We start from the raw sequence: 14,521 nt of genomic DNA on the forward strand, positions 1-14,521 counted from the left end.
CCTATGATGGGCCCACAACACCGCGGGCCGCTGCGACCAGGCAGTCCGAAGCGGTGCACAGGCGGCGCGATGGTGGAGGGGTCGATGACTCAGGGGGCCGGTCAGGGACCCGAGGTGGAGCGGACGGCTACGCTGCGCGACTTCCGGGTTCCCGCGTACGTGAACGAGACCGGTCCGTACGCCCACGGCACGCAGCCCGCCGAAACGGTCCGGCCGCCCGAGGAGGCCCCTGCGGCACCCGCGGCGCCCAAGGAGGGCTACCCGGCCGCGTACACGCCCACCGAGCGCGACCTGCCGGTCATCAAGCGCGATGACACGCTTCAGGTGGCGGTCGACCCGGTCTCCGCGCCGACCCGGAAGTCCGCCACCGGCCCGGGCCCCCTCTACGTCGTCGGTGACGTGCACGGCTACCTGGATCAGCTGGTCGCCGCGCTCCAGGAGAAGGGGCTCGTCGACTCCGCCGGCCAGTGGTGCGCGGGCACCGCGCGACTGTGGTTCCTCGGCGACTTCACCGACCGCGGCCCGGACGGCATCGGCGTCATCGACCTCGTGATGCGGCTGTCCGCGGAGGCGGCCGCGGCCGGCGGCTACTGCAAGGCCCTCATGGGCAACCACGAGCTGCTGCTGCTCGGCGCCAAGCGGTTCGGCGACACCCCCGTCAACTCCGGCGCGGGCACCGCGACCTTCCAGGCGGCCTGGCTGCTCAACGGCGGCCAGAAGTCCGACATGGACCGCCTCCGGGACCACCACCTCCAGTGGATGGCCCGGCTCGACGCCGTCGAGGCGGTCGACGGCTACCTGCTCGTGCACTCCGACACCACCTCCTATCTCGACTACGGTGCCTCGATCGAAGAGGTCAACGACACCGTCCGCGAGACGCTCACCCGCAACGACGCGAACGAAGTCTGGGATCTGTTCCGCAAGTTCACCAAGCGCTTCTCCTTCCGCGACGAGGGCGGTGCCGACGCCGTGCGCTCCCTGCTCGATACGTACGGCGGCACCCGCATCGTTCACGGCCACAGCCCCATTCCCTATCTGCTGGGCGAAGTCGGCTCCGAGGACGGCGAGGAGTCCGCGGGTCCGGTCGTGGAGGGACCGCACATCTATGCCGACGGACTCGCCATCGCGATGGACGGCGGCGTAACCATGGCCGGAAAGCTGCTGGTCCAGCAACTGCCCCTCGACATCTGACCGTTCACCGGGCAGCCCGCCTGTCGAGACGACCGCGCAGGTCGGCACCCAATTTGTGGAAACCCCCTGTCACCGCGCGCCGTCACGGCTCTACCATCGGCTTATCCGTAGCAGGCTCCCCTCCGTTTCTGCCCGACGGCTCGCCGCCATGCGAGCCCCAAGCCCTACGGAGCATCGGGGGATGCACATGAACAGCGTTCCGCAGCACCTGCTGAGCGAGGACCGCCAGGAATACGAGCGGATCCTCGATGAGGCGCTGCGCTCCGCCCCACACCACCCGGAACTGACCGCTGCCGGACAGCGGCTCAACTCGGAACAGCTGCGCACCATGGCGCTGAGCGCCACCGCTGTCATAACGGCGGCCGCGTCGACCGAGTACCACCACTACGTCAAGGTCCGCGAGGAACTGCGCCGGCCGGCGCCGGCCGTCCCGCCCTCCCTCATCGAGGACGACTCGGCCGAGCCGGGCGGGCTCGGCCGACCAGCCGCCACCTTGGGCGAAGGCACCGAGGCCCACGGCGCGGGCGCGGGCGCCGTCGTCGCGGTGCTCGCCCCCGTCCTCGCCGGGACCGCCGCGGCCCTCTTCCTGCTCGTCGGCTACATCCTGAGGATGCTGGACCCGACCCAGGCGTTCGCCCAGTCCATGATCACCGCGGGCTGGGTGTTCGGTGCCCTGACCGCGGCCGCGATCCTCGCCGCCGCCGCCGGGCTGCTGCTCACCGCGCTGCGCAACCGCCCCTCGCTCGACAGCGGCGCCTACGCCGAACTGGGCGAGGAGGTCGCCCAGGCCAGGGAAGCCTGGGAGGAGGCCCTGCTCGAACGGGGCATCCTGCCGTTCCTGCGTGACGCGCTCGCCGACCCGCGCTCCCCCGCACCGGGGCATACGGGTCCGGCGTCACCGACCGGCCGCATGCCGCAACTCGGCTACGGCCGACCAGGTTTCAGCAGCCCGGACGACGGAGCCCCGAGCCGCCGCCCGCGCTTCTCCAGTCCCGACTTCAGCAGCCCGGACTACGGAGGCCCGGAACACCAACCGGAGTAACCAGCGCCCCGCGCTCTCACGCCGAGGGCGGCACCTCGCCCCCGAGGGCCCGGCGCGCACCCCGCCACCCCGTCCCGCACCCGCCGGGCCGGGGCGCCGGGGACGCCGAGCCGAACGCGCAGTTGATCGCCGTCATGGACGAGGCCAAGGTCTCGAACAAGGGTCTGGCGAAGCGGATGCAGGACGCCGCCGCACAGCGCGGAGTAAGCCTTGGCACCACGCACGTTTCCGTGAAGCGATGGCGCGATGGCGCGGGCATCCAGCCGCAGGCAGCGGCCATCATGGCTGACGTCCTGAGCGCCAAACTGAGCCGCCGCATCACCCCCGGCGATCTCGGCTTCTTCGATCTCGCGCGGCCAGCCGCCCCTCAGCCAGTCGGATACCCGAGCACGGTGCCCGACGCGCTGTCCCTGCTGGGAAGCCTTGCAGATGAGCGCGCCGAAGCCTCGGCCGCCGATCAACTGACCATCGCAGACGGTGACCTCAGTGTCACGGTCCTGTCATGGATGATCGGCCGCCCCGATGGCATCCAGGCCGACCGACCCGCTCACCAACGAGTCGGCATGCGCGACGTCCGCGCCATCAGGGACGCAGCCAGCATGTTCATGCAACTCGACTTCAAGTACGGCGGCGGCCACGGCCACAAGGCACTGCGCCACTACTTTCGCCACGAGGTCCTGCCCCTGCTAGACGCCAGTTACAGCGAGAAGACGGGCACCGCGTTATTCAGCGCCGCCGCAGAGGTCTCGCAGCTGCTCGCTTGGACCGCGTACGACACAGGGAACCACCGTCTCGCCCACCGCTACCTGACGTCCACTCTGCGCCTGGCACAGGTCATCGACGACCGCATGTTCGGCGCCCGCATCCTCGGCAACCTCAGCCACCAGGCCAACTACCTCGGCCACCACACCCAGGCCATCCAACTTGCCCGCGCCGCTGTCGAGGGCGCCAAGGGCAGAGCCACCCCGCGCGCCATGGCGAACTACTCGGCGATGGAGGCCCGCGCTCTGTCCAACGCAGGCGACCGTATAGCGGCAGGCCGCGCGATGAACGAGGCTGAGCGGCACTTCGAGCACGCCGACACGGCCGAAGACCCGGCATGGCTCGGCTACTTTGACTCCGCGGAGCTCATGGGCGAACTCTGCCACTGCTTCCGCGACCTCAAGATGCGCCGCGAAGCAGTCGAGCAGGCACAGAGAGCCGTGGACAGCACCGACCCGAAGTACGCCCGGACCCTGCGGTTCTGCCGCATGGTACTCGCGCAGAGCCAGCTACTGAACGACGAGCTGGAGGCCGCCGTCACCACCGCGAGCCTCGCAGTCGACGGCGGCGACTCCCTCCAGTCCACCCGCTTCCAGCGCTACGTCACCGACTTCCAGGCCGAGGTAAGCGCCCACGCAGCGAACCCGATAGTGGCCGCCTTTAACGACCAGGTACAGGACGCGCTTGCCCGTCTGGACGACGACGAATAGCAGCTACCAGGGCCGCCAGTCGCGCGGCGCATCGTCGTTACGCAGGCCAACGATGCGCCGGCGGTACTCGGCCGCCGTCCTCTCGTCCTCCTGCACGTTCTGCATGAGCCACGTCGTCATGCAGAACTCCTGCAGTCTCCGCAGCGTCTCGTACCCAGGCCAGTCGTACAGGTCGCGCCCGTACGCAGCCACGAAGTCGGCGTACTGCTCACCGGTCTGCCACCCAAGGCTGTGATGCTCAACGGCCGTGACCATGAGATCCCACTCCGGGTGATCGAAGCAGAAGGCTTCAAAATCGATCAGGATAACCTGCCCCCGGTCGTCCACCATGAGGTTCTGCACGTGCGCGTCACCGTGGACCGGCCCCCTGGGCGTCTCGAAGCGCAGTTCGGCGTACTTGTCCCGCAGCTCGTGCCACCGCTTTCCGGAGGAACACCTTGTCGTCCTCCGGGATTAGGGCCCGGTCGAGCCGCCGCTGTTGCTTGTCGAAGGGATCGAACGAGGGCAGCTCAAGCCCGTCCGGCACCTTCAGGGCGTGCAGGTCCCGCAGGGTGGCCCCCAGCTCCCCATACGTCGCCTTCCGGTCCCCCTCAACGATCAGATGCCAGAAGGTCACCGGGTGACCGTCGATCACAAGCGGCTGCTCAAGATCCTCGACGATACGAGCGGGCCGGAACCCCTCCCCCGTCAATCACCTTGAGACAGCGACCTCTTTGCGAGCCGTCGTCGCCCACTCCCGCCCAGGAGTCACACGCACGACCACCGGCACCGAGGCCAGACGGAACAACGCGTTCTCCCCGAGCCGGATCAACTCCGCGCCCCTGTCATCGAGCCCCGCAGCCCGGCATGCGGCACTCATCACCCGCGCAGCCCCCGCCGACGTGAACCCCTCTTCCGATCGAGCAGCGTCAACCGCCATGCCCGTACCAGCTCCCCTAGTCGCGCGCGATCCATCGGCGCACGCCCTACAGGCGACCAACCCGACGCACGCCAGACACGCCACGACCGTACCCATCTGTAGTCGATCGAGGCGAGGGCAAGCCTCAAGTAACCAACTGCCGAAGGCCCAATGCAAGGGCTCTCCGGGTCCCACGATCGTGGCTCTTAGCTGTGATTACTGGGGCCGTGACGTCCTGGGGAAAGAATTCCTCCAGCGCGGCGATCGGCGCGAGTTCCGCCTTCGTCTGCGCCCACAGCACCAGCGCGTACGCCGCCACGGACAGCGCCGCCCCGAGCAGCCCCACCGCGGCGGACGGAATAGAGAGCCGCGCGAGAAAATGTGTGCTCCCGGCTGATCCAGAAGGAGGCGTCCTGCGTCAGCGCGAGCGGGGCAGGGGCGGGATGTGGGCTGCTCGAATTGATGGCGCCGCTGAGCGGAGACCAAGCCGAATGCCCCGCCCACCTGTCGAGGGGGAGCGGCAGGCGGACGGGGCGGACAGGGGCAGCACGTCAGATAGGCGCGAGGCGGCCGGAACCGACGTGAAGCCACTGGCGATCGCGATCGGTGGCCCTCATCCCGCGGTTCATCCCTGACCTTCTTTGGCTGATTGCCCCCTCGCCATGCGGATGCTGTGGTGAAGGGTCCGACCGTCTCCGAAAAAGGGCATGAGGAACACAACGTGTGCGATATACCACCAGGCCAGGAAGTCGTCAAGGCCGGAGAGCCAGAGAAGGGCGCCGACAATGACGCATGAGAAAGGACCGGCGAGGGCCACACCTGCCATCTGGTGTGCCGTCATGGTCCCTTCGGGTATGACTGACGTACGCCACGCCGTGCGACTGATCGCGATATGAGTCACCGTGTGGATCCGTTTGAGGATGATCACGTGTGCTGCCTCGTGCAGGGCGAACGACGCCACTAGGCCCAGCGCCGACGGCTTGAACAGCGTCCACGCCATCTCGGCCGGCACGCTGTCACCCGACCGTGCGAGATAGGCCAAAGCCGCCGCCTGGAACAGACCCAGGAATACCAGCAGTGGCCACACCTGGGCAGCCACCATTACGACGACTGTGCGGATCCGGAGGTCGTCCCGGTTGTAGATACTGGGTTCAGTTGCCGGACATCTCCTTGATGAGTTGTTCACGGCGCTGCTTCAACCCCCGGTAAGTGATCTGAGTCATCATCAGGATAATGGCGAACACGAAGAACATGATGATCAGAGCCGTCGGGTTCGCCACGCCCATGGTGACGCCGGTGGCTCCCCCGCTCTTCTCCTGTGTCTCGAAGAACAGCGACCCGAACAGGGCCTCCTTATGGACTATCTGGTCACCGTCCGTGGAGAACATGAGGACCAGTAGTGTCACCACTACGGTCACCAGGGTCAGCAGGGCGGCGCCGACGACGGACTTCATGACCGACAGTGCCTGTTTCATTCCTTCTCCTCGACTCGCTTGTCTCGATTCCTTGTACTGCGTACAAGACGAACAGCACGGTTGCTACGGCAAGGCATCCCGCCAGTGCCCATGGCGGAAGGCTGAGCATCCCAAGCCCGATCGCCGACAGGGCGAGTACGACGGTGACCACGGAAAGGCCCAGGAAAACGGAGAAAGGATTGTCCTTCTCTGCGGGGAACACGATGCTGATGCACGTGGTCATGACGGCCCCGCCGAGACAGCCCAGGAGAGCCGGTCCACTCTGGGTGAAAAGGTGCGGGTCGACGGAGAGGACGATCCCGAGCCCGGGTACGGCGAACACGGCGAGCAGTACGACCTGCGCCTTGACCAGACGTCCGTAGGTCCGCCAAGCGGGCTCCGAGGCACCGGGCAGCATCCGCAGTGGCTGGGTGGCGGTGAATTGGTACAGGCCGCCCAAGGACAGGACGGTGAAGCTCCACATCGGGTTCGTCGCGGGACGCAGCAGCAGGTAGATGAACAGGGCAACAGCCATTGCGGCACCTGCCACGGTCTGCGAGCTACGCAACAGACACCAGTCGTACGGGCGTAGAGCGCTGCTCAGCCGTCTGCCTGCTCGAACGTTCACATAACGAGACTGGCGGACGTGCTGATTCGGAGCGAGCACGAGGGTGAGAGCTACGAGCGCCGTCATGAGAAGCACCGCGGCAGCGAAGGCCCACAGGGCCCCGTACCGGTGCCACGCCCAGGACACCGACGTGACCCACACAAAACGGGTTTCCTTGTTCAAGTACGCCTGGCTGAGAGCCGGAATCATCGCCTTCATCTGGACGGAGTAGACCGCCAGCAGTGCGAACAGGGCCAGGACGGACAGGACGTTCGAAATCCGCCTGAGCCCGACCAACGCCCATGCCCGTGCCAGTAGTTGGTAGAGGACGCTTAGGGCGAGATAGGTCAGGATGGTGGGCAGAACGACGGACGCGGTGACGTACGCAACTGCCGATGGGCCAAGCAGCAGTAGTGCGCTGACCATGAGGGAGATCAGGCCCGCGCCGGCCACGATGCCCGTCATCGCCGCCTCGTACATCAAGAACGCCGCCGAGCGTTCACGGTTGGTCACTGGCAACTGGTAGCTCAGTTGCAGCATGCCCTCCGCGTTGATGAAGAGCACCTTCACCAGCAGAAACGCGACCTGCACCCACAGGATGAGAGAGACCGTCGAGGTGTCGAACAACAGACGCCACACGGCCATGTCGCCGGCAAGCGGCTTGAGGAAGAAGTAAGCGGCAGTGCACATGGCGCCCAGGAGCAGGGCAGCCACCGATACCGCAAACACCCGAACCGGAGTGGAGCGCAGGACCCCCACTCTCAACACCCTGCGCCTGAAGAAGACAAGGAGCATCCGGGCCAGGACGGCGGAATGCCGCAGGCGCATGGTCATCGCTCGTCCGATCCGAGATAGTCGAACACCATCGTGGCCACCGAACCGTGCTCAGCCATCAGGTCCTGCGTGGGCTCCTCGTACACCACATGGCCCAGGTCGAGAAAGACGATGCGGTCGGCCAGGCGCTCCAGAACGGGGAAGTCATGTGTGCACAGCAGGATGGAGCGGCCCTCGTCGCGGACACGTCTGAACTCCCGCTCACTGAGGTGGAGCGCTTCGAGGTCGATGCCATTGAGAGTCTCGTCGATCACGGTCAGGGGCCGGCGCATGACGAGCGCGGAGACGAGCTGGGTTTTCTTGCGCATGCCGTGCGAATAGTCCTCGATGAGATGGTCGTAGCGCCCCTCCATCGAGAACTTGCGGAAAAGGTCACGAGCTTCGGAGTGGTCCACATCGACGTGGAACAAACTCGCCATCAAGGAGATGTACTCGCGGGCGGTGAGGAATTCCGGCAAGTAGTCGTTGCTGGAAAGATACATGCCCAGGGACTTCGCCTCAGCAGAGGCATGCTCGTGACCGTCGATACGGAGGGACCCCGACTGGAGGTGCACAAGATCGAAGATGTTCTTGATCAGTGTGGACTTGCCGGATCCGTTGGGGCCGACGAGACCGACGATCTCCCCTTCCTCGACCGAGAAGGACACGTCCGCGAGGACGTTGACGATGCCGTCGTAGGAGTAGCTGACATTCTTGACATCCAGGAGAGTCACTGTCGCGTTGGTCTTTCGCCGAGTTGCCAATCAGAGGGTGCCCAGGCAGCCTGGGTTGTGCACCAGGAGTAGGCTGACTGGGCACCACACCGGAACAGACGTCAGCCAGCTACCTGGCGGCGTACGCTACTTGCACTCGAAGTAGACCTTCAGACCGAAGTCCTTGTACTGCCAGCGGCCGGTGAACGTCTTGCCCTGCTTGACGACGCACCAGACGGCCATTCCCGCGAGCAGGGCGGCGCCCAGGGCGAGGATGACCGCTATGAATACCAGGAACCAGGCGTCGTAGCGGACAAGCCCTCTGTCGATCTTCGTCTTGACCGATTCGACGGCGCGCGAGGTGATCCGGTGTGTGTACGCAACGGACTCGGGCACCAGGGTAGAAATAGACATTTCTTTCCTCCCTTCGAGGTGATCGTTACGCGCTAGACGGTGCCATGTCCCTGATAAGCCACACTAGTGTCCGAGGGGACACCATTCGGTCGCAACTCATGCTTTTTGCATGTCGCTATGACAGCTGCTTCCGCCCGCGACGAGATCTCCAGCTTGAAGAAGATGCTGGCAACGTGCTTCTTGACCGTTCGCTCCGTTATGTGGCAGCCGCTGGCTATGGCTGCGTTCGGCAGGCAGTCGCCCAGCGCGACAAGCACCTCACGTTCACGCGGAGTTAGAAGGGACAGGTTTGCGTCGAGTACCCATCGCGGTACGTCGAGCAGTCCGTGATGGTCCCTTCCCACTTCATGCTCGGTGTTCTGTCTGGCGGCAGACTTAATCCCGCTCCCCCGTGAAAACATGATCCCCCCGATCGTCTGGCTAGTCATGCCCCGGCCGGCAGCCAGAGCCGCTGATCTCGGGAGTCACCGTACTCACGGCGTCAACGACTGGGCGAGGGACGCAAGCGGGGTGGCGAGAACCCAACCCTCGTAGGTTCAGTCGGGCGGAGCAGGAGGACGGGATGGAAATCCTGGGTAGCTCCTGTATAGCTTCCGTGAGCGGAATGTGGAAGGTCGCGTTCGGATGTGTTGAAGGTGGCTGAAACGTGATGGTGAGGATCCGACCGCTGACTGCCGACGCGTGACGGCAACCCTGACGGCAACGACGGCACACGGAGACCGTTGAACGCGACCGTCAACGATCAGCTCGGCAGAAGACCGAGAACCATCACAACGTGCTGCCCGATCCTACGGATCAGAAGGTCAAGGTCGCTGAAGCGGCGAGCAGGTGACGGCTGAGTGCCCCTACGTGTGCTGAGGGACACTCAGCCGCTAGAAGATCACTCTGCAATAGGCAGGTAGATCCGATTCCCTTGAGCAGCGAACTCGGCGGACTTGGCCATCATGCCCGCCCGGATCTCATCGTCGCTGGACACAGCCCCGTCAGGACCGAATCGCGCTGTGATGCTGCTACTGATCTTCATCGAGGACCGCTTCAGCCAGGAACCGGTACATCCGCTGCCGAAGAAGTACGGAGGCAACTCACCGATACCGTCTTCGCGGGCTCTGACCGGACGTTGGGGGGCGGCATGAGTGGCTCAATCAGCGCAATCGTGGTTGCGATTCTGGGCATCGGGGGCACGCTTGCATCCGCCTTGCTCACGCAGCGCGGTGCTGACCGTGTGAGAAAACACGAGTTGGAGCACGCACGGCAACTGAGGCACGACGAACGCGAGTATGCCCGTCACGAGGCTCAGCTTGAAGCGCGGCGAACGACTTACGCCGCACTGAACGCCGTTACCCGGGACTACATCAACGTGATGTCGAACGTCCTCCATGCCATGGAGGCGGGTGAGGTGACCGACGACCTCCGGTCCGAGCTGGATCGTGCACGCCGGGATCATCGTTTGTGTCACGCCGAGGCTCAGATGATCATGCCCGATCCCGTGATGAACGTAGCCAGCACAGTGAACCGGGGCTTCGGCGACCTGTACGGCGAGCTAAAGCGGCTCGACCGAGGCGTTGCCGGGCAGGACGAGAGCGTGGCCACAGTCCGGGAAGACATGAGAAAGCTGTGGGACGCCCTGTGGGCTATGCGCCTCGTCATGCGGGTCGATCTCGGGATCACCACAGCTGAGACGTAGGTTCAGATCAGCGGGCTGGGTGTCCGGGCTCGCGCCTTTGAGGATCATGACGCTACGGTCCGACCGCCGGAGAGACAGCGGGGCCAAGGACCACTCGGCCGCCATGACCCCGCTCCGGCGGCTCCGCGTCAGTCGGCGATCGGCAGGTACACCCGGTTCCCCGCCTCCGCGAACTCCTTCGACTTCTGCAGCATCCCCTCTGCGATCTCCTCCGCCGTGGCACCCTCAGCCGCTGCACCGCCGAACCGCTCTGTGATGCTTTGGCTAATCTTCATCGAGCAGAACTTCGGGCCGCACATCGAGCAGAAGTGAGCCGTCTTGGCGGGTTCCGCCGGGAGGGTCTCGTCGTGGAACTCCCTTGCCGTGTCCGGGTCGAGGGAGAGGTTGAACTGGTCCTCCCACCGGAACTCGAAGCGGGCGTCGGACAGGGCGTCGTCCCACTCCTGCGCGCCCGGGTGCCCCTTGGCGAGGTCGGCCGCGTGGGCGGCGATCTTGTAGGTGATGACGCCGGTCTTGACGTCGTCGCGGTTGGGCAGGCCCAGGTGCTCCTTGGGCGTGACGTAGCAGAGCATGGCCGTGCCCCACCAGGCGATCATCGCGGCGCCGATGCCGGAGGTGATGTGGTCGTACGCCGGGGCGACGTCCGTCGTCAGAGGGCCGAGCGTATAGAACGGAGCTTCATCGCAGATCTCCTGCTGAAGGTCGATGTTCTCCTTGATCTTGTGCATCGGGACGTGGCCCGGGCCCTCGATCATGGTCTGTACGTCCAGACGCCTGGCGATCCGGCCGAGTTCCCCGAGCGTGCGCAGTTCCGCGAATTGTGCCTCGTCGTTGGCGTCCGCGATCGAGCCGGGCCGGAGTCCGTCGCCCAACGAGTACGTGACGTCGTAGGCCGCGAGGATCTCGCAGAGCTCCTCGAAGTTCTCGTAGAGGAACGACTCCTTGTGGTGCGCCAGGCACCAGGCGGCCATGATCGAGCCGCCGCGCGAGACGATGCCGGTCTTTCGGTTCGCGGTCAGCGGCACGTAAGCGAGGCGTACCCCGGCGTGGACGGTCATGTAGTCCACGCCCTGTTCGGCCTGCTCGATGACGGTGTCCTTGTAGATCTCCCAGGTCAGTTCCTCGGCCTTGCCGTCCACCTTTTCCAGGGCCTGGTAGAGCGGGACGGTGCCGATGGGGACGGGGGAGTTGCGCAGCACCCACTCACGGGTGGTGTGGATGTTGCGGCCGGTGGAGAGGTCCATGACCGTGTCGGCGCCCCAGCGGGTCGCCCAGGTCATCTTCTCCACCTCCTCCTCGATGGAAGAGGTCACCGCGGAGTTGCCGATGTTGGCGTTGACCTTCACCAGGAACCGCTTACCGATGATCATCGGCTCGGTCTCCGGGTGGTTGACGTTGGCCGGCAGCACCGCGCGGCCCGCCGCGATCTCTTCGCGGACGGTCTCGGGAGCGACGTTCTCCCGGATGGCCACGAACTCCATCTCCGGCGTGATCTCCCCGCGGCGCGCGTAGGCGAGCTGCGTCACCGCTCCTCCGTCGCGGCCGCGGCGCGGCTGGCGCGGCCGTCCCGGGAACACCGCGTCGAGGTTGCGCAGACCGCCGCGCGGCGAGGTGTGCTTGATCCCGTCGTCCTCGGGGCGGACGGGACGGCCGGCGTACTCCTCGGTGTCGCCGCGGGCCACGATCCAGTTCTCCCGCAACGGCGGCAGGCCCCTGCGGACATCGGTGCCCACGAGTGGATCGGTATACGGGCCGGAGGTGTCGTACAGCGTGACGGACTGCCCGTTGGTGAGGTGCACCTGACGGACCGGCACTCGCAGATCGGGGCGTGAGCCCTCCACGTAGCCCTTGTGCCAGCCGCTGGACTTCCCGGCCTCCTCGTCGGAAGCGTCGGAAGCGATCCGCTCCCCGTCGCTGGAGATCTGCTTGGAGGCAGGCGTGCGTACGTCCTTGTTGGTCATGAGACCTACTCCCTACGCCGGCATTACCCGGTAACAGGTTCGGCGGTCGACGCAGCGGTATCCGTCTGCCGGCGTTTCGTGTGAAACATCGCACGTTCCACGTGAAACATCGCAAAGACGGAGGTCAGCGCCCTCTCAGCCCGGTGCTCCGAGCTCCCGCGTGTGCAAAGGTGCCTCCACGCTAGCGTCATTTGTGGCGCGGTGAACAGTGGGCCTGTGCCGTTCTTGCGATGATCGGGCGGTGACCACGACAGAGCAGTTCCCGCATCCGCCGCCCGAACCCCGACGCGGACAGGACTTCCGGCACGGCCAGGAAGCCACCGCCGCCGGCCACGGACACGGCCCCGCGACCGGCGGCGGCCACGGCCCGGGGAGCAGTGCCGGACACAGCCCGGGGAACGGCACCGGGCACGGTCCGGGAAGCGGTGGCGGGCACGGGCACAGCCACAGCCACGGGCCGGCCGCACCCGTGTCGAAGCACCTCCGCAAGGTGATCGCTGCGATCCTCATCCCGTTCGCCGCCGTGGTGGCGGCCGGACTCGCCGTGCTGTGGCCGGGTGGCGCCCCGTCGCACGAGCGCACCGGCGTGGGCTTCGACCGGCAGACCCAGCAAGCCACCGTCGTCGAGGTGCTCGAGGTCAGCTGCCGGTCGGTGAACGGCTCCGGGGACACACCGACCGGCGACACCAGCACCGCCGAAGGGTCCTCCGCACAGCAGCAGCAGTCCGGGACCTGCAAGAAGGCCACGATCCGGGTGGACACCGGCAACGACAAGGGCCGTACCTTCACCGAGGTCGTACAGCCCGACCAGTCCCGGCAGCTGCACCAGGGCGAGAAGGTCGTGGTCGCCTACGAGCCCTCGGCACCCAAGGACTTGCAGTATTCGGTCACCGACATCAACCGGCACTTCCCGATGACGCTGCTGGCCGGTCTCTTCGCACTCGCCGTCGTGGTCGTCGGGCGGATGCGGGGCGTCATGGCGCTGGTCGCGCTGGCCATCAGCTTCCTGGTGCTGAACCTCTTCGTCCTGCCAGCGATCCTGCAGGGCTCGAACCCGCTGGTCGTGGCGGTGGTGGGGGCCAGCGCCATCATGCTGATCGCGCTGTACATGTGTCACGGCCTGTCCGCCCGTACCTCGGTCGCGGTGCTCGGCACGCTGATCTCGCTGATGCTGATCGGCTTCCTGGGCTCGCTGTTCATCGGCTGGGCCGCACTGACCGGCAACACCGACGACAGCACCGGTCTGATCCATGGCCTGTATCCGTCGATAGACATGAGCGGCCTGCTGCTCGCCGGTGTCATCATCGGCTCGCTCGGAGTCCTGGACGATGTGACGGTGACACAGACCTCGGCGGTCTGGGAGCTGCACGAGGCCAACCCCGCGATGGGCTGGCGCGGGCTGTACCGCGCGGGCATCCGCATCGGACGCGACCACATCGCCTCCGTCGTCAACACCCTCGTCCTCGCGTACGCGGGTGCCGCGCTCCCGCTGCTGCTGCTGTTCTCCATCGCGCAGAGCAGCGTGACGACCGTCGCCACCAGTGAGCTCGTCGCGGAGGAGATCGTGCGCACGCTGGTGGGCTCCATCGGCCTGGTCGCCTCCGTGCCGGTCACCACGGCGCTGGCGGCACTCGTGGTCTCGGCCGACCGCCCGGGACGGGCGCAGGCCGCGGCACAGGCCACCCTGCCCGCTCCGGCGCGCGGTGGAAGGAGCAGGCGCCGCAGGCGCTGACTCCGTGCGCGGGGGCCACTTGGGCGGCCGACGAAGCGTTCCTGCACCCCTGAGGCCGTGGCGAAGCGTTACACCACCGCCCGCGTCCGCTGCCGTGACGCCTCAGCCCGCGCTCTGTTCCTCCGCCAGGATGCGGTCCAGGGCTTCGTCGAGGTGGGCGTCGAAGTCGGCCAGCGCACCCTCCTGCCCCAGGGGCACCAGCTTGTCCGTACGGTCCAGGAACGCCACCAGCGGCGCAGTCGAGGAGCGGAACAGCGCCCGGTCGCCGCCGACCTGAAGCCGGATCAGGACCTCGCTCAGCGAGTCGCGGTCGGCCGGTGAGATGCGCACGTCACCGTCCCCGCACGGGGTGCCCACCCCGTCGATCAGCAGCTCCCGACCGAACGCCCAGGTCACCGGGGCGTCTCCGGGCAGATGAAAGGTCAGCCGTACGGCATAGGGATCACAGGTCTCGTACCGCAGCTCCACCGGGATGCGGAAGGAGAGCTCCTCGGACACGAGAAAGCTCATCATGACCTCTGCCTGTACGGACTCGCGCAT

Annotated in this window: 13 protein-coding genes and 2 pseudogenes; 5 read left to right on the plus strand and 10 right to left on the minus strand. The window is 66.4% G+C overall.

The genetic code is table 11. The annotated features are described in order from the left end of the window. Positions 1 to 84: 84 nt before the first annotated feature. The 3 genes from ACWEK3_RS00370 to ACWEK3_RS00380 all read left to right on the plus strand — a co-directional run bounded on the left by ACWEK3_RS00370 (position 85) and on the right by ACWEK3_RS00380 (position 3,705). Positions 85 to 1,191 carry a metallophosphoesterase gene (locus tag ACWEK3_RS00370; RefSeq protein WP_453248573.1) on the plus strand — a complete coding sequence of 369 codons (1,107 nt, stop codon included), beginning with the start codon at positions 85 to 87 and terminating at the stop codon, positions 1,189 to 1,191. A 181-nt stretch (positions 1,192 to 1,372) separates the two neighbouring features. Next, entirely contained in the window at positions 1,373 to 2,233 is an 861-nt protein-coding gene (locus ACWEK3_RS00375) for a hypothetical protein (protein ID WP_450540797.1), read from the plus strand. 134 nt (positions 2,234 to 2,367) lie between these two features. Then, entirely contained in the window at positions 2,368 to 3,705 is a 1,338-nt protein-coding gene (locus tag ACWEK3_RS00380) for a sporulation protein (RefSeq protein ID WP_453248574.1), read from the plus strand. 3 nt (positions 3,706 to 3,708) lie between these two features. On the opposite strand, the pseudogene ACWEK3_RS00385 reads toward ACWEK3_RS00380, so the two are convergent. The 8 genes and pseudogenes from ACWEK3_RS00385 to ACWEK3_RS00420 form a co-directional block, all read right to left on the minus strand. After that, a pseudogene (locus ACWEK3_RS00385) lies at positions 3,709 to 4,624 on the minus strand (aminoglycoside phosphotransferase family protein). 124 nt (positions 4,625 to 4,748) lie between these two features. Beyond that, positions 4,749 to 4,961: pseudogene (locus ACWEK3_RS00390) on the minus strand (hypothetical protein); the annotation flags it as partial. Positions 4,962 to 5,228: 267 nt separating this feature from the next. Continuing rightward, entirely contained in the window at positions 5,229 to 5,705 is a 477-nt protein-coding gene (locus ACWEK3_RS00395) for a hypothetical protein (RefSeq protein ID WP_450540794.1), read from the minus strand. Positions 5,706 to 5,754: 49 nt separating this feature from the next. Then, on the minus strand, positions 5,755 to 5,991 hold the full coding sequence (locus ACWEK3_RS00400; protein ID WP_450540792.1) for a hypothetical protein: 237 nt from the start codon (positions 5,989 to 5,991) through the stop codon (positions 5,755 to 5,757). After that, positions 5,972 to 7,498 carry a hypothetical protein gene (locus ACWEK3_RS00405; protein WP_450540790.1) on the minus strand — a complete coding sequence of 509 codons (1,527 nt, stop codon included), beginning with the start codon at positions 7,496 to 7,498 and terminating at the stop codon, positions 5,972 to 5,974. Before ACWEK3_RS00405 ends, ACWEK3_RS00400 begins: the two co-directional genes overlap by 20 nt. Beyond that, positions 7,495 to 8,211, minus strand: a complete 717-nt coding sequence (locus tag ACWEK3_RS00410; RefSeq protein ID WP_453248575.1) for an ABC transporter ATP-binding protein — start codon at positions 8,209 to 8,211, stop codon at positions 7,495 to 7,497. Before ACWEK3_RS00410 ends, ACWEK3_RS00405 begins: the two co-directional genes overlap by 4 nt. Positions 8,212 to 8,337: 126 nt before the next feature. Continuing rightward, on the minus strand, positions 8,338 to 8,604 hold the full coding sequence (locus ACWEK3_RS00415; protein WP_450540787.1) for a hypothetical protein: 267 nt from the start codon (positions 8,602 to 8,604) through the stop codon (positions 8,338 to 8,340). Positions 8,605 to 8,636: 32 nt separating this feature from the next. Beyond that, a complete protein-coding gene (locus ACWEK3_RS00420; protein ID WP_453248576.1) occupies positions 8,637 to 9,032 on the minus strand; it encodes a response regulator transcription factor in 396 nt (131 codons plus the stop codon). A 485-nt stretch (positions 9,033 to 9,517) separates the two neighbouring features. Between ACWEK3_RS00420 and ACWEK3_RS00425 the strand changes: the two genes are divergently transcribed. Continuing rightward, positions 9,518 to 10,288 carry a hypothetical protein gene (locus ACWEK3_RS00425; protein ID WP_453248577.1) on the plus strand — a complete coding sequence of 257 codons (771 nt, stop codon included), beginning with the start codon at positions 9,518 to 9,520 and terminating at the stop codon, positions 10,286 to 10,288. Between the two features lie 128 nt (positions 10,289 to 10,416). Here ACWEK3_RS00425 and thiC read toward each other — a convergent pair whose 3' ends face one another. After that, positions 10,417 to 12,249 (minus strand): phosphomethylpyrimidine synthase ThiC, encoded by a 1,833-nt coding sequence (gene thiC / locus ACWEK3_RS00430; RefSeq protein ID WP_453248578.1) that lies wholly within the window; start codon positions 12,247 to 12,249, stop codon positions 10,417 to 10,419. A gap of 241 nt (positions 12,250 to 12,490) precedes the next feature. On the opposite strand from thiC, the gene ACWEK3_RS00435 reads away from it, so the two are divergent. Beyond that, entirely contained in the window at positions 12,491 to 13,981 is a 1,491-nt protein-coding gene (locus tag ACWEK3_RS00435) for a YibE/F family protein (RefSeq protein WP_453248579.1), read from the plus strand. A gap of 102 nt (positions 13,982 to 14,083) precedes the next feature. On the opposite strand, the gene ACWEK3_RS00440 is transcribed toward ACWEK3_RS00435, so the two are convergent. Continuing rightward, positions 14,084 to 14,521, minus strand: coding sequence for an SsgA family sporulation/cell division regulator (locus ACWEK3_RS00440; protein WP_361421069.1), 438 nt, complete (start codon positions 14,519 to 14,521; stop codon positions 14,084 to 14,086).

Source organism: Streptomyces sp. NPDC004721, from assembly GCF_053601495.1.

Coding starts and splice junctions, on each gene's coding strand:
- ACWEK3_RS00370 (WP_453248573.1), top strand. CDS start 85: ATGACTCAGGGGGCCGGTCAGGGACCCGAGGTGGAGCGGACGGCTACG.
- ACWEK3_RS00375 (WP_450540797.1), top strand. CDS start 1,373: ATGCACATGAACAGCGTTCCGCAGCACCTGCTGAGCGAGGACCGCCAG.
- ACWEK3_RS00380 (WP_453248574.1), top strand. CDS start 2,368: ATGGACGAGGCCAAGGTCTCGAACAAGGGTCTGGCGAAGCGGATGCAG.
- ACWEK3_RS00395 (WP_450540794.1), bottom strand. CDS start 5,705: ATGGTGGCTGCCCAGGTGTGGCCACTGCTGGTATTCCTGGGTCTGTTC.
- ACWEK3_RS00400 (WP_450540792.1), bottom strand. CDS start 5,991: ATGTTCTCCACGGACGGTGACCAGATAGTCCATAAGGAGGCCCTGTTC.
- ACWEK3_RS00405 (WP_450540790.1), bottom strand. CDS start 7,498: ATGACCATGCGCCTGCGGCATTCCGCCGTCCTGGCCCGGATGCTCCTT.
- ACWEK3_RS00415 (WP_450540787.1), bottom strand. CDS start 8,604: ATGTCTATTTCTACCCTGGTGCCCGAGTCCGTTGCGTACACACACCGG.
- ACWEK3_RS00420 (WP_453248576.1), bottom strand. CDS start 9,032: ATGACTAGCCAGACGATCGGGGGGATCATGTTTTCACGGGGGAGCGGG.
- thiC (WP_453248578.1), bottom strand. CDS start 12,249: ATGACCAACAAGGACGTACGCACGCCTGCCTCCAAGCAGATCTCCAGC.
- ACWEK3_RS00440 (WP_361421069.1), bottom strand. CDS start 14,521: ATGCGCGAGTCCGTACAGGCAGAGGTCATGATGAGCTTTCTCGTGTCC.